We start from the raw sequence: 13,333 nt of genomic DNA, 5'->3' as shown, positions 1-13,333 counted from the left end.
GATTTCATGTCAATCATTTCGCTCTTATATCAATCGCTTGTGATAAAATAACTTTCAGGAAATATTTTTATTTATCTCAATAATATCATTAAGTTACAAACTCTTACTGACAAATATATTACATTTTTTTATAATTTTGTAATATAGAATAAGGAGAAAGACGTTAAAAGATTACACTAAACGATTCTGCATATGAGAAATATATAAGAAAGAATTTAAAAGTGAAAAAATTTATTTTTACTTTCTGTATCATGAAAAATTCAAAAAGATAATCATAAAAATAATATAAAAAACAAAATATAAAATATAAAATATAAAAATTATGTTGTTTCAGAACTTCTCGAGGCAAGTTCTGAAACAACGCAAAAACATATTAAATTTTAGCGTAACGCCAGCCACCACTCGCAGTAATTTCTTTTCCACTACGTGCTATCGCCTCACTACACAAAAAGCCGCAAACCTCACTGCCATCAGCCAGTGAAATTTTACCAATCGCCATTGGCTGAGGCAGACCAGCAACAAAACGACCAAAACCTCCGGCTGAAAGCTCGTAAACCTCGACTTCAAGACCAGGCCCTGAAAAGCCCCTCTCACGCACCAGACCCGGTTTAGGAGGCGTCGCATTGGGCAAAGCAAATAAACGATAATCTGCCGCAGTGCGTGTCGTCGCTTTCAGCACCGCCTGCTCCTGCTCAAGCTGCCAGTGCAAGGGAAAGCCCTTCAGATGCGCACCAACAACAGCAACCAGAATATTACCAGGTGCAGGCTGTGCGGCATTGTCGTCAGCTGTCATTAAATGTGTGCCGGACAAACCCGTTGTATGCTGAGCCTCTTTATGAAAACGCCCGGCAAGAGATGCCAGATCACAATCCGTCAGAGCAGGTGCAATAAATGTTACACCAAAAGGCATACCATCAGGTGAAAAACCTGCCGGCACCGCACAGGCTGCCATATCAAGCAGATTTACAAAATTAGTGTAGGTGCCAAGCATACTGTTCGCTACAACAGGCTGATCAATCACTTCCTTTTTTGTTACAATGCGTGGCGCTGTTGGCACGACCATTACATCAAACTGCTTCCACATCCGGTCTGCAATTTGTTTAAGCTGGTGCTGGCGATAAATACCATCAAACACATCAGTAGCTGAATAATGAGCGGCACCGTCAATAATTTTACCAACGACAGGGTCCATATCCTGTCGGTTATTTTTATAAAATTCTTTAACCGCAGCTAAACGCTCAACGACAAACGGGCCACTGTAAAGAAGCTCTGCTGTTTCTTTAAGCGGTGTGAAATCAATCTCAACTTCAATACCACCCATTTTTTTAAGCTGAGAAATCGCCTGCTCATACAAAGCAGCATTATATGTATTACCGTCAAAAAAACGATCCTGCTCACGCAGTACACCAAAACGAAAGGGCCCTGCTGGCAAAGCACGCGGAGCCAGAGCGCGTGAGTAAGGCGAGCGAGCATCAGGAGCAGCGGCACACTGTTCAACACACCAGGCATCAGCTGTCGATGCTGCAAAAACAGAAATGCAATCGATTGAAGCGCAGGCAGGCACCAGACCATAATTGCTCAGTGCGCCGCGTGACGGCTTAAGCCCGACAATGTTGTTAAAAGCAGCAGGTACTCGTCCTGAACCTGCCGTATCAGTGCCCAGAGCGAAAGATACCAGACCGGCTGCAACAGCAACGGCTGAGCCTGAGCTTGAGCCTCCTGACACATGCTCTGCACTAAAGACACTATGAGGCTGCCCGTAAGGCGAGCGCATCCCGACAAGACCAGTCGCAAACTGATCAAGGTTGGTTTTGCCTACTACTATAGCCCCGGCAGCCTCAAGGCGGCTAACCACCTCTGCACTTTCTTTCGCTTCATAAGCAAAAGCCGGACAGGCCGCAGTCGTGGGCAAACCAGCTACGTCAATATTATCTTTTACCGCAAAAGGAACCCCATAAAGCGGCAGATCATCAGCTGATAAACTCTCAAGCTCAGCGGCTCTTGCAAGAAGACGTTCAGGTGAGACACGCGTAATCCACACTGCAGGATCAACTGCATGATAAGCGTCGATACGCGCCAGCACCTCACGCACAATATCTGTCGGGGTGAGCGCACCATTGCGACAGGCAGTAAGAAGGGGCGTAATCTGTAACATTGCAGGAAATGACATGATTTTTATATCCTTATTACTGCTGCAAAAGAAATAAATTATTATGCGGCTTTAATCGGTGCACACCACCATAATGCGTTCACCTCCTCGCACTTCGCGGCCTTTACGACAAAGAATTTCTTTCACTTCGCCACTAGCAGGTGAGCTGATTTTCATTTCAGTTTTCATTGATTCAATAATCGCAACGGTGTCACCCACTTTAACCCGGTCACCTACTGCCACCTGTATCTGCCAAACACTCCCGGGAACGGGGCTGTCAACACTCATCTGCCCTTCAGGCAAAACCGACTCATCTGCCAGACTGCTGTTATCTTCAGCCTCGAAAGTATCAAGACCTTTTGCAATCCACTCCTGGCGCTCTGCCTCAAAAGCAGCCTGCTGACGCGCACAGGCTTCACCAATTTCAACTTTATTAGCTTCAAGGAAGTTTCTGTATTCTGAAAGGCTAAATTTTGTCTCTTCAATTCTGACAGAGAAACGTCCGTGCGGGAAGGCTGCACGTGCTTCCATCAGCTCCTCATGCGAGACCGGATAAAAACGAATCTGATCAAAAAACCGTAACAACCATGGGGTGTTTTCATGAAAAACATCTGTTGTTCTCCATGTATTCCAGACCTGTGTTGTACGCCCGAAAAGCTGATAACCGCCAGGGCCTTCCATGCCATAAATACACATGTAGCTGCCGCCAATACCCACAACGTTATCAGGTGTCCAGGTACGGGCGGGATTATATTTTGTTGTCACCAGACGGTGACGAGGGTCTACAGGCGTTGCAACAGGAGCACCAAGATAAACATCGCCCAGCCCCATAACAAGATATGAAGCGCTGAAAATAATATCTTTCACAGCCTCAACTGATGAAAGACCATTAATACGACGAATAAATTCTATATTTGACGGACACCATGGTGCATTAGGGCGCACGAGCTCCTGATAACGCTGCATCGCAAGACGAGCCTGCTCATCATCCCACGAAACAGGCAGGTAAACTATACGACTTGGTACCACAATATCATCATCACCCGAAGGCAAAGCCTGCTCTGTCGTATGCAGTGTCTCAAGCAATGAAGATAACGTAAGAACATCAGGATTATAATGCACCTGTAGCGACCTGATGCCCGGTGTCATATCAATAATACCGTCTATAGCCGCTTCTTTAAGGCGTTCGAGCATCAGCTGCACACGCAGGCGCAACGCGATATCAAGCTCTGGCGGACCAAACTCAAGCAGCAGATAACAGTCACCGGCACGACGATAAACAACCGGAATTTCACCCTCTGAGCGGAACAGAACCGGAGTATCAGCGACAATCGGCTCAGGCAAAAAGGCAACACTGACGGGCTCAGGCTTTACCCGCCGGAAACGCACCTTATCACCCGGGTGCAGCTGTCCCATTTTCCACAATTCATCACGCGTCAACACGGCAGGGCAAACAAAACCACCAAGGCTTGGTCCGTCTGGCCCCAGGAGGATGGGCATATCACCTGTAAAATCGATAGCGCCAATCGCATAAGCATTATCGTGAATATTAGAAGGGTGCAGCCCCGCCTCTCCGCCATCAGTTCTGGCCCAGCGCGGCTTAGGACCGATCAGACGCACACCTGTACGGGCGCTGTTAAAATGCACCTCATATTCACTGGAAAACAGAGTTGCTATATCCTCCTCAAGGAAGAAATCTGGTGCGCCGTGCGGGCCATACAGCACGCCAAGCTCCCAGGTGCGGGTGAGGGCAGGACGGTCTTCTGCTGCAATTGTAACCGGGGCAGAAATAGCACCCTCAGCTTTTGCAAGACGAAGCACATCACCCGTGCGCAGCTGACCCGTGGCATGACCACCAAACTGCCCCAGCATAAAGGTCGCACTTGACCCCAGATATAGCGGTGCATCAATACCACCCCGCACGGCCAGATAAGTGCGATGCCCCGCTCCCTTGATCTGCCCCAGAGCCAGAACCTGACCAGCTTTAACTTCTACGGGCTGCCAGTAAGGCACCTCCTCCCCATCCAGCGTGGCGGGCATCCACGCCCCTGAAAGACCGATAAGAGCCGGTGCATTAAAACGTAATACCGGCCCCGTAGCGGTAAACTCAAGCGCAGGTTTACCTTCTGCATTACCAACAATACGGTTTGCCAGACGAAAACTATGGTCATCCATCGGGCCGCTTGGCGGCACGCCGACATCCCAGTAACCAACACGACCTGGCCAGTCCTGCACTGTAGACTGCAGGCCTGGAGCAACAACCTCGATTGTTGCAGGCATATATGCAAAACTATTGAGCAGGCCTGTAAAAACTTTACCTTCTTTTACCGTCTCATCGGCAGTAATAGCGCGCAGATAATCAAGATTGCTTTCAAGGCCGCTAAGGCGTGTTTCAGTCAGTGCTGCATTAAGGTTCGCAAATGCCTCCTCACGCGAGGCACCTCGGGCAATCACTTTTGCCAGCATGGGGTCATAATAGGGGGTGACTTCAGTGCCGGTTTCAACCCAGCCATCAACACGCACGCCAGGAGCAAAACTGACTTCAGTAAGACGCCCTGTAGAAGGACGGAAATTTTCTGCCGCGTTCTCGGCATAAATACGAGCTTCGACGGCAGCACCTTCTGGTATGAGACTCTCCTGCGGAGGAAGAACCAGACTGCCATCAGCCTGGCGTACCATCCATTCAACCAGATCAATCCCGAACACTTCTTCAGTCACACAGTGCTCAACCTGAAGACGCGTATTCACTTCAAGGAAGTAGAAATCTCCGCTTTCTGTGTCATAAATAAACTCAACTGTACCTGCTGATTCATATGCCACAGCAGCACAGAGAGCACGTGCGGCTTCGCGCAAACCAGCGCGCGTTTCATCAGAAAGACCTGGAGCTGGTGTCTCTTCAATAACCTTCTGATTACGACGCTGAAGGGAGCAGTCACGCTCACCCAGTGTAAGAATATTCCCACGTCCATCACCAAAAATCTGAACTTCAACATGACGTGCACAGGCAATGAATTTTTCTAAAAAGACGCGGGCATCACCAAAATTATTACCCCCCATACGTGAAACAGCAGCAAAACATTCTTGCAGTTCAGCCTCGTTATGACATATCTGCATACCAATGCCACCGCCACCGGCTGTGCTTTTCAGCATGACCGGATAGCCAATTTCAGCAGCAGCTTTTAAGGCTGCGTCAGCACTCTCAAGAATATCAGTGCCTGGCAAAAGTGGGACGTTATTCTGTCGTGCCAGGTCGCGGGCTGTATGCTTAAGGCCGAAAGCACGCATATGCTCAGGGCGAGGACCCATAAATTTAATACCATGCTGAGCAAGCCTTTCAGCAAACTCTGCACGTTCACTTAAAAAACCATAACCAGGATGAACAGCCTGCGCTCCTGTACTGATACAGGCCTGCAAAATTGCGTCCATGTTCAAGTAGCTTTCACTAACCGCAGCAGGGCCAATGAGAACAGATTCATCTGCCTCAAGAACAGGCGGCGTGAAACGGTCAGCTTCAGAGCAGACAGCGACGGATGCTATGTCCATCCGCTTTAACGTACGACCAACACGACGCACGATCTCTCCGCGATTAGCAATCAATACCTTTGTGAACATGACAGGCTGCCCTTAGCGTCAAAGAGAAACAGGATCGCCGATAACGACGCGAACCGGGGTCGGCACGAAGCCATTGCAGGGGTTATTTACCTGCGGGCAGTTGGAGATCACGACCAGTGTGTCCATCTCTGCGCGCAGATCGACGTATCCACCCGGATCAGAAAGGCCATCGTCAATAACCAGCTCACCATTTTGCAAAATGGGAACATTCATAAAAAAGTTAACGTTATTAACGATATCTCTTTTACTCATACCGTATTTTTCAACTTCAAGAAGGAAGTTCTCACGACAGGCATGCATATATTTCGTCTCATGCCCAAAACGCACGGTATTTGATTCACAGCTGCAGGCACCGGCCAGTGTGTCATGACGACCGCAGGTATCAGCCACAACAGTCATCAGTACATTACCTTCATTTGAATAAAGGCTGGTACCTGTACTGATATAAGCGGCACCCTGGTTTACCAGTGTATCCTGCGCACTGTAGCGCTCATGATAAGCATGGGCGTTATAAAAAAGTGCATCAACAGCCTGCTGACTTTCAAGATCTATAATCCGGATCACCTGACCTTTACGCACAACACCAGACCATGGTGTACGCGCAGGAATGACGTGATCGAGAACTACAGTTGAAAAAACTTTGCTGATTTCATGCTCTGTCATAGGTCTGACTCCGCTCAGGCAAACAGAATATCGGTATTGTCGAAACCACGGCGGGCTTCTTCACAGAAATTACGGCACAGATCATCTGCCGCTGGCTTCGGCGCCTGCCAGCGCACAGCTTCAACCGGACCAGGTGTGAAATCTGCATCAGGTGCAAATGGGTGCGGGCAGTTTGAAACTGCGACCAGCAGGTTCATTTCAGCGCGCAGATCAACATAATCACCTGGGTTTACATCACCCTCAACCCACTTAAAGCTTCCATCAGCCTGTGTACTGATATGCGAGAAAAACGTAATGCAGGAGGTCACATCATGCTGCGACATGCCATATTTTCCGGCAGTGAGACGAAAATTATTACGCGTATTACGCAGGGATGAAGAACCAAAATTACGCATATTGCTTTGTGGTGTACTGCCACCGGCCAAGGTGTCACTGAAACCACATGTATCAGCAATAACAGAAGCGAGAACCCGCCCCATATCAGAAAATAATACACGCCCGGTTGTCAGGCAGGTTGTCCATTGCAGCTTAATAGTATCACCCGCATTATAACGCTCACTCAGATCATCGGCGTTCCACAAGGCAACTGAAACACCATTATTACCTGATGTATTCAGCAGCCGGAGAGCCTGACCACGCGGCAGAAACGTGCTCCAGTACCATCCACCCGGAATAGTCTCACGATGGAGAACATCTTCTTCTTTCATCTCAACAGGCGCTGCCGGAGCACGCACGCTGTTTTCTGTTTCAAGGGCCTGATCGCGCAGCTGATTATAACGCGCACGGTACCATTCTGGTGACTGTTGATCAATTTGCATAAAACTCTCCTGTATTATTCAGGGAAGATAAAAAATATCAGGGTTCTTCGACATTAAGTTCAAGCTCACGACCTGTTTCGTGAACGGGAGGAATAAGTGAAGCAATCAGGTGCAGGCGACCAGATATAACACCAGGCAATGTGATAAACTGATCAGCTATTTCCTGAAGTTTTTTTACTTTACCCTGAACGAGCAAAACTTCGAGTGTCTGACGACGAATGAGGTTAACATGCAGAGAACTAATAACCTCAGCCAGATTTTCATATTGCAGATCAGCTAGTCTCTGCGGAAGATTTGCAACCGTGTTATTATAAAAAAGAATGATAACACCAGCCGAAAGCTCATCACCGCTTTCCTGGCGACATGACATCAGCTCCTGATGCACAATATTCTGAATAGCCTGAGACCGGCTGGCATAACCTTTTGCCTCAACCATAGCATCCAGCTCACGCAGAATAACCGGCGACAGCGATACACTGATACGGCTGATTTGCTCTTTGGGTTCTTTGCCGCTCATTCCGGTCTCTCCTACTCTACTTTATCTGTCACAAGCGTGAGGAGGGGGAGATCAATTTTTACATCCTCGTCCTCTGCATTCTCATCTGGCACACCGAAAGAACGAATAAGTTCCTCAAGATGAGCTTTAGTTGCCAGAAACTCATCTGACGTCATCTGCTCTGCCCTGCGTGGCCGTGACAGAGGTACTTCTATGACCTCTTCAACCCGACCAGGGTTAGGTTTAAGAACAAGGATACGATCAGCAAGATAAATAGCTTCATCAAGATCATGCGTGATAAAGACTATTGTTATGTCAATTTTACGCCAGATCTCCATCAGATAATTCTGCATTTTTGTGCGGGTCTGGGCATCAAGAGCGCTAAAGGATTCATCCATCAGCAGCACACGAGGTGAAGCCGCAAGAGCACGCGCAATTGCAACTCTTTGCTGCATACCACCTGACAACTGATGCGGATAAGCCTTTGCAAACTGCTCCAGACCAATCATCTGTAACCATTGCAGTGCCTGGCGCTGGGCCTCAAGACGGCTGACACCAGCCATTTCGATACCAAACATGACATTCTGACAAACATCCAGCCATGGAAAGAGTGTATATTTCTGAAAAACCATACCCCGGTCTGCACCTGGACCGTGTACCGACTTGCCATCCATCAGAATATGACCGCTTGTCGGATCTTCCAGGCCTGCCAGGATACGAATAAGGGTTGATTTTCCACATCCTGATGGCCCGACAACACACACCAGTTCGCGGCGATGCACACCAAATTCTATATCATCAAGCGCTTTGACACGGGAACGTTTTTGCACAAACTCTTTTGTAACATGGTCAATTTTTAAAACATAATCTCGTTTTTTAATCTGTGCCATACGCTCTGCAACATCAGGCGGAAGATCACGATAATCAGGAAGGGTATGTTCTGCTTTATCAGTCATCAGCCATTCTCCCTTTTCCATGTAAACAGTTTACGACCGAGCAGACCCAGAACAATATCAGTTCCAAGGCCAACGACACCAATCAGGGCAATAGCAGCAAAAACATTGTCAAAATGCTGATAACGCGCCTGCTGTGTAATGAACCATGTAATGCCAGATGATGTACCAATCAGCTCAGCGACAATCAGATACGTCCAGGCCCAGCCCAGCAAAATGCGCTGATCTTTATAAAGATCTGGCAAAATACCAGGAATAACAACACGAAATAATAAACGAAAACCTTTTGCACCCAGCGTACGTGATGCCTCAACCAGTGAGAAATCGAGCTGGCGTGTTGTATTGGCTATTACCAGAACCTGCTGGAACAATGTTCCGATTACAATGATGGCAATTTTCGGAGCATCATAAATACCCAAAATAGCAACGGCGAGAGCGCCAAAAGCCGGTGCCGGAAGATAACGAAAGAAATCGACAAATGGCTCAAGCAATCTGGAAAGAGCGGGAATTGCACCACAAAATACACCCAGAGGCACGCCGATCACTGACGAAATTAAAAAACCCCAGAAAATAATACGAATACTGTGCCAGAAAGCCTGAAGAATAGAGTGCTCTGCCCCGACAGAAGCTGTAGATGTAAAGGCATTAACAAAAGCTTTTAACACCTGCCCCGGTGAAGGCAGATAAACAGGATTAGATGCGACACCTTTTGGCACAGCCTGATGCTGATCCTGCATTTCTTTTACAGCACGGGCAAAATCGCTCTTATTCATCCGCATACCAGCTTCAAGATACTCCTCCCCTCCCGGGTCAGTAATCATGATCTGCGGATGCCAGACAAAAGGAAGGTAGCTGACTGAACTCCAGATCAGCAAAGGCAGGAGAACTGCCAGAACACCAAATATCTGGCGAGATACCCGGTCAGTCCGGCCATATAGCCGCCATGAAGCCCTGAAGCTGTGCATGATGCTCTCCTGCCGCACTTTTATTTAACGGATGCCGTAAAAGACGGATTTATATAACTGTCAACATTCTGCGACTTTTTATAAACCCCCTGCTGAAGGTTAAATGTATTCGCAACTTCTGTTGATCCGTAGAGAGAGGAAAGCCCCTCTTTTTTTACAAAAACAGCTTTATTATCTGAGAGTGTCAGAAGGTGCGTACCATTAAGAAAATGCTTGTAGGCAACAGGCGTGACCCCTGCGAGATGTGACATAATACGCAAAGCATCAGGCTGCGTTTTGGGGTCCTGAATATACGTCACTACACGATCCCATACGCCGACAAGGCGCTGCCACTGCTCACGGTTATCGTGCACCGATTGCGGATCAACCACGATGGTATCGTAAATTAGCCCAGGCACCTGATGTGATGTAAAAACCGGGCGAGAGCCAGGCACAGCCCGCAGCGCCTGACCTGAGTTAGGCTGCCAGGCGACAACGGCAGCAACTTCACCAGAAGCCAGAACCTGAGGCATTTCGTTAGTTTTGGTATTAACCAGCTTCACATCTTTTTCAGACATGCCTGACTGTTCAAGCGCTTTAAGCAGCAAAAGATGATCGACCAGACCCTCCTCAACCGCAATCGACTTGCCTTTAAGCTCCTGCATGCTGGTAATGCCAGGCTGTGCAACAACCATATCGTTGCCATCGGAATAATCGGTCGCGAGAATCATCTCGCCCTTATGGCCATTAGCCCCCATCATCAGGGCGTCACCATTTGTCGCCATAACAGCATCAAGCTTATGTGCAGCAAAAGCATCAAGCGAGGCACCATAATCAAACCACTGAAAATCAGCGTCAACCTTCGCCTCTTTCAGCCAGCCTTTATCAATAGCAATCTGCCAGGCGACCCAGCCTGGCCAGTCACTATAACCAACCTTGAGGGAAGCCGCAGAAACTGACGTGCAGGAAAGTGCCGCACAGATACCAGCGAACACGCTTTTGCGAAGAAGTGATGGCAGACGCATGAGAGCTCCAGTAATACGAATTTACAAAACCGTATTACTGATAGTGACCACAAAGGCCCGCTTCATGCAATTAAAATTATTCTAACTTCAGAATATTTCGAATTCGTTCTGTTATCTGTGCAAAAATTTAATGTGTTTTGAACAGGATGGACCAATTACGCCGCAGCATAAAAAAAATCATATTCAAACTCAGGAGAGGAGTCTGAAAACACAGCAATCTGTGATGAGGAAAAAAAACTCGACGAAAATTACAATCAAAACACTTAAGGTTTAATTATATTTTTCGGAGAAAAGTCTGGAGCGGGCGATGGGATTCGAACCCACGACCCCAACCTTGGCAAGGTTGTGCTCTACCCCTGAGCTACGCCCGCATCAGACTGAGGACTATATATTCTGATGATGAAAATTACACAATAGGGTATTTTGCTTTTTTATAATTTTTTTTGAAAATTTTTTCCTGCCAGGCAGAACGACTATTCTGCCATAGCTCAGGTTCACTCCTGACGGCTCAAAATAAGAGGAAGGGCGCAAAACCATCATGCCAGATTCTGTTTTTTACGCACTATACCACCATGGATACGCCCGCGTTGCCGCCTGCACCCTTCCTGTCGCTCTGGCTGACCCTGCCACCAACAAAGAACGTATCCTTGAGGCTGCAAAAAACAGCGATGAGCAGGGATGCTCGCTCTGCGTTTTTCCTGAACTCAGCCTGACAGGCTATTCTCTTGATGACCTGCGCCAGCAGGAAGTACTTCTCACCGAGACAGAAACCGCACTGACTGAGCTCGCTGCAGCTACCATTGATCTGCTCCCCATGCTCATTGTCGGAGCCGCCCTGCGCCACGGCTCAGCCTTATGTAACTGTGCCGTGGTGCTGCATCGCGGAAAAATTCTCGGAGTAGTACCCAAAAGCTACCTGCCAAACTACAGAGAGTTTTATGAGGCCCGGCAGTTCACAGCCTGTGCACAGCTCCGCAACGAAACGATCCGCATAGGGAAATATGCGGTGCCTTTTGGCACAAACCTTTTATTTGAAGCTGCCGACATCGCACATTTCTGCGTCGCTATCGAAATCTGCGAGGATATGTGGGTCCCCGTCTCACCCGGTTCAGTCGCTGCACTGGCCGGAGCCACCATTCTCGCCAACCCCTCTGCCAGTGACATCACCGTTGGCAAAGCTGAAACCCGCGATCTTTTATGCCGCTCACAGTCAGCCCGGTGCCTCTCTGCTTATATTTACGCCGCCGCCGGAGAGGGGGAATCCACGACAGATGTAGCCTGGGACGGGCAAATCTCTATTTTTGAAAATGGGCAGCTACTGGCAGAAAGTGAACGTTTTCCCTCTGGCAGTCGCGTTATCACTGCTGATATCGACCTCATGCTACTGGCTCAGGAGCGTATGCGCATGGGGTCATTCACCGCAAATGCCCGTGCTGTTGCTGGCGATACATCCGCCTGGCAGCGTATTACAAGCACCTTCACACCGCCGCTGACCAATCTGGGCCTGCGCCGCCCCCTTAACCGTTTTCCTTTCGTGCCCTCCGACCCACACCGCCTTGAACAGGACTGCTTTGAAGCTTTTACCATTCAGGTTTCGGCACTCAAACAACGCTTGCGCAACAGCGGCGTAAAAACCATGGTCATTGGCATATCGGGAGGGCTGGACTCGACCCAGGCACTGCTGACCGCTGTACGCGCTGCCGATGAAATGGGCTGGCCCCGCACATCAGTGCTGGCCTACACCATGCCGGGCTTTGGTACGACTGATAAAACCCTGGCCAGCGCCAATATTTTAATGGAGACCCTGGGTACCACACACGAAGTTCTCGATATCCGGCCAGCAGCCTCTCTGATGCTGCGTGACATTGATCACCCCTTTGCAAAAGGCGAGGCTGTGCATGATGTCACTTTTGAAAATGTTCAGGCCGGCCTGCGCACAGACTTTTTATTCAGGCTGGCTAACAAACATAACGGGCTTGTGATCGGCACAGGAGACCTCTCTGAACTGGCTCTTGGCTGGTGTACTTATGGTGTCGGCGATCAGATGTCGCACTATAATGTGAATGCCGGCCTGCCCAAAACGCTTATTCAGCACCTCATCCGCTGGGCAATTACCTCAGGGTATTTTTCACAAACAGTTTCCCCGGTTCTGACCACAATTCTTAATACAGAAATCTCTCCCGAACTCATTCCCGCAACGAATGGAAAAATACAAAGCACAGAAGATACAATAGGCCCCTATGCCCTGCATGACTTCACCCTATTTTATATACTGCGCTATGGCCTGCCACCATCACGTATCGCCTTTATGGCCCTGCAGGCCTGGCAAAATGCAGAGGAAGGCAGCTGGCCACCGGGCTTTCCTGATGCAGAGCGCAAGGCCTATGACCTTGTAACGATCAGACACTGGCTTGGTAAATTTCTTTACCGTTTTTTCACCACCAGTCAGTTTAAACGCTCGGCCATGCCCAACGGCCCCAAAATTATGGCCGGTGGCAGTCTCTCACCACGTGGCGACTGGCGCGCTCCCTCTGATGGCAACGCGAGACTCTGGCTCGATGAGCTTGAACGCAACGTGCCCTGAAAAAACCTGAAAAAGACTTAAGATAGATTTACCAAATTCTGAGCAGCAGGCATGGTAACGCATCATAGCGTGATACCGCAGCTTAGGTT

9 protein-coding genes and 1 tRNA gene are annotated in these 13,333 nt (G+C 48.6%); 1 reads left to right on the top strand and 9 read right to left on the bottom strand.

The features are described 5' to 3' along the window. Nucleotides 1-373: 373 nt before the first annotated feature. From atzF to GOB58_RS02075, 9 genes are all read right to left on the bottom strand, one after another. Complete coding sequence (atzF, locus tag GOB58_RS02115) at nucleotides 374-2,170, bottom strand: allophanate hydrolase (RefSeq protein WP_173559186.1); 1,797 nt, start codon at nucleotides 2,168-2,170, stop codon at nucleotides 374-376. A 51-nt stretch (nucleotides 2,171-2,221) separates the two neighbouring features. After that, a complete protein-coding gene (gene uca / locus GOB58_RS02110; RefSeq protein ID WP_173559185.1) occupies nucleotides 2,222-5,761 on the bottom strand; it encodes an urea carboxylase in 3,540 nt (1,179 codons plus the stop codon). An 18-nt stretch (nucleotides 5,762-5,779) separates the two neighbouring features. Continuing rightward, nucleotides 5,780-6,424 (bottom strand): urea amidolyase associated protein UAAP2, encoded by a 645-nt coding sequence (locus GOB58_RS02105; RefSeq protein WP_086553770.1) that lies wholly within the window; start codon nucleotides 6,422-6,424, stop codon nucleotides 5,780-5,782. Between the two features lie 14 nt (nucleotides 6,425-6,438). Further along, nucleotides 6,439-7,242, bottom strand: a complete 804-nt coding sequence (locus GOB58_RS02100) for an urea amidolyase associated protein UAAP1 (protein WP_086553769.1) — start codon at nucleotides 7,240-7,242, stop codon at nucleotides 6,439-6,441. A gap of 37 nt (nucleotides 7,243-7,279) precedes the next feature. Further along, on the bottom strand, nucleotides 7,280-7,759 hold the full coding sequence (gene nikR, locus GOB58_RS02095) for a nickel-responsive transcriptional regulator NikR (protein ID WP_086553768.1): 480 nt from the start codon (nucleotides 7,757-7,759) through the stop codon (nucleotides 7,280-7,282). A gap of 11 nt (nucleotides 7,760-7,770) precedes the next feature. Then, nucleotides 7,771-8,715 (bottom strand): ABC transporter ATP-binding protein, encoded by a 945-nt coding sequence (locus GOB58_RS02090; RefSeq protein WP_086553767.1) that lies wholly within the window; start codon nucleotides 8,713-8,715, stop codon nucleotides 7,771-7,773. Next, entirely contained in the window at nucleotides 8,694-9,656 is a 963-nt protein-coding gene (locus GOB58_RS02085; RefSeq protein ID WP_173559184.1) for an ABC transporter permease, read from the bottom strand. The genes GOB58_RS02090 and GOB58_RS02085 overlap by 22 nt, the downstream gene beginning before the upstream one ends. A 20-nt stretch (nucleotides 9,657-9,676) precedes the next feature. Then, entirely contained in the window at nucleotides 9,677-10,660 is a 984-nt protein-coding gene (locus GOB58_RS02080) for an ABC transporter substrate-binding protein (RefSeq protein ID WP_086635656.1), read from the bottom strand. Between the two features lie 296 nt (nucleotides 10,661-10,956). Continuing rightward, nucleotides 10,957-11,031: transfer RNA gene (locus GOB58_RS02075), tRNA-Gly, on the bottom strand. A gap of 167 nt (nucleotides 11,032-11,198) precedes the next feature. On the opposite strand from GOB58_RS02075, the gene GOB58_RS02070 reads away from it, so the two are divergent. Then, nucleotides 11,199-13,244: an NAD(+) synthase gene (locus GOB58_RS02070; RefSeq protein WP_173559183.1), complete on the top strand. Its 2,046-nt coding sequence runs from the start codon at nucleotides 11,199-11,201 to the stop codon at nucleotides 13,242-13,244. Nucleotides 13,245-13,333: the final 89 nt, after the last annotated feature.

The sequence above is a fragment of the Acetobacter thailandicus genome (assembly GCF_011516655.1).
Taxonomy (GTDB): Bacteria; Pseudomonadota; Alphaproteobacteria; order Acetobacterales; family Acetobacteraceae; genus Acetobacter; species Acetobacter thailandicus.
The sequence above is the reverse complement of the archived record's forward strand: the minus strand, read 5'-3'. Positions and strand labels throughout refer to the sequence as shown.

What these genes read in the sequence shown, in the direction of transcription:
- nikR (WP_086553768.1), bottom strand. Translation starts at nt 7,759, where the DNA reads ATGAGCGGCAAAGAACCCAAAGAGCAAATCAGCCGTATCAGTGTATCG.
- GOB58_RS02105 (WP_086553770.1), bottom strand. Translation starts at nt 6,424, where the DNA reads ATGACAGAGCATGAAATCAGCAAAGTTTTTTCAACTGTAGTTCTCGAT.
- uca (WP_173559185.1), bottom strand. Translation starts at nt 5,761, where the DNA reads ATGTTCACAAAGGTATTGATTGCTAATCGCGGAGAGATCGTGCGTCGT.
- GOB58_RS02090 (WP_086553767.1), bottom strand. Translation starts at nt 8,715, where the DNA reads ATGGAAAAGGGAGAATGGCTGATGACTGATAAAGCAGAACATACCCTT.
- GOB58_RS02100 (WP_086553769.1), bottom strand. Translation starts at nt 7,242, where the DNA reads ATGCAAATTGATCAACAGTCACCAGAATGGTACCGTGCGCGTTATAAT.
- atzF (WP_173559186.1), bottom strand. Translation starts at nt 2,170, where the DNA reads ATGTCATTTCCTGCAATGTTACAGATTACGCCCCTTCTTACTGCCTGT.
- GOB58_RS02070 (WP_173559183.1), top strand. Translation starts at nt 11,199, where the DNA reads ATGCCAGATTCTGTTTTTTACGCACTATACCACCATGGATACGCCCGC.
- GOB58_RS02080 (WP_086635656.1), bottom strand. Translation starts at nt 10,660, where the DNA reads ATGCGTCTGCCATCACTTCTTCGCAAAAGCGTGTTCGCTGGTATCTGT.
- GOB58_RS02085 (WP_173559184.1), bottom strand. Translation starts at nt 9,656, where the DNA reads ATGCACAGCTTCAGGGCTTCATGGCGGCTATATGGCCGGACTGACCGG.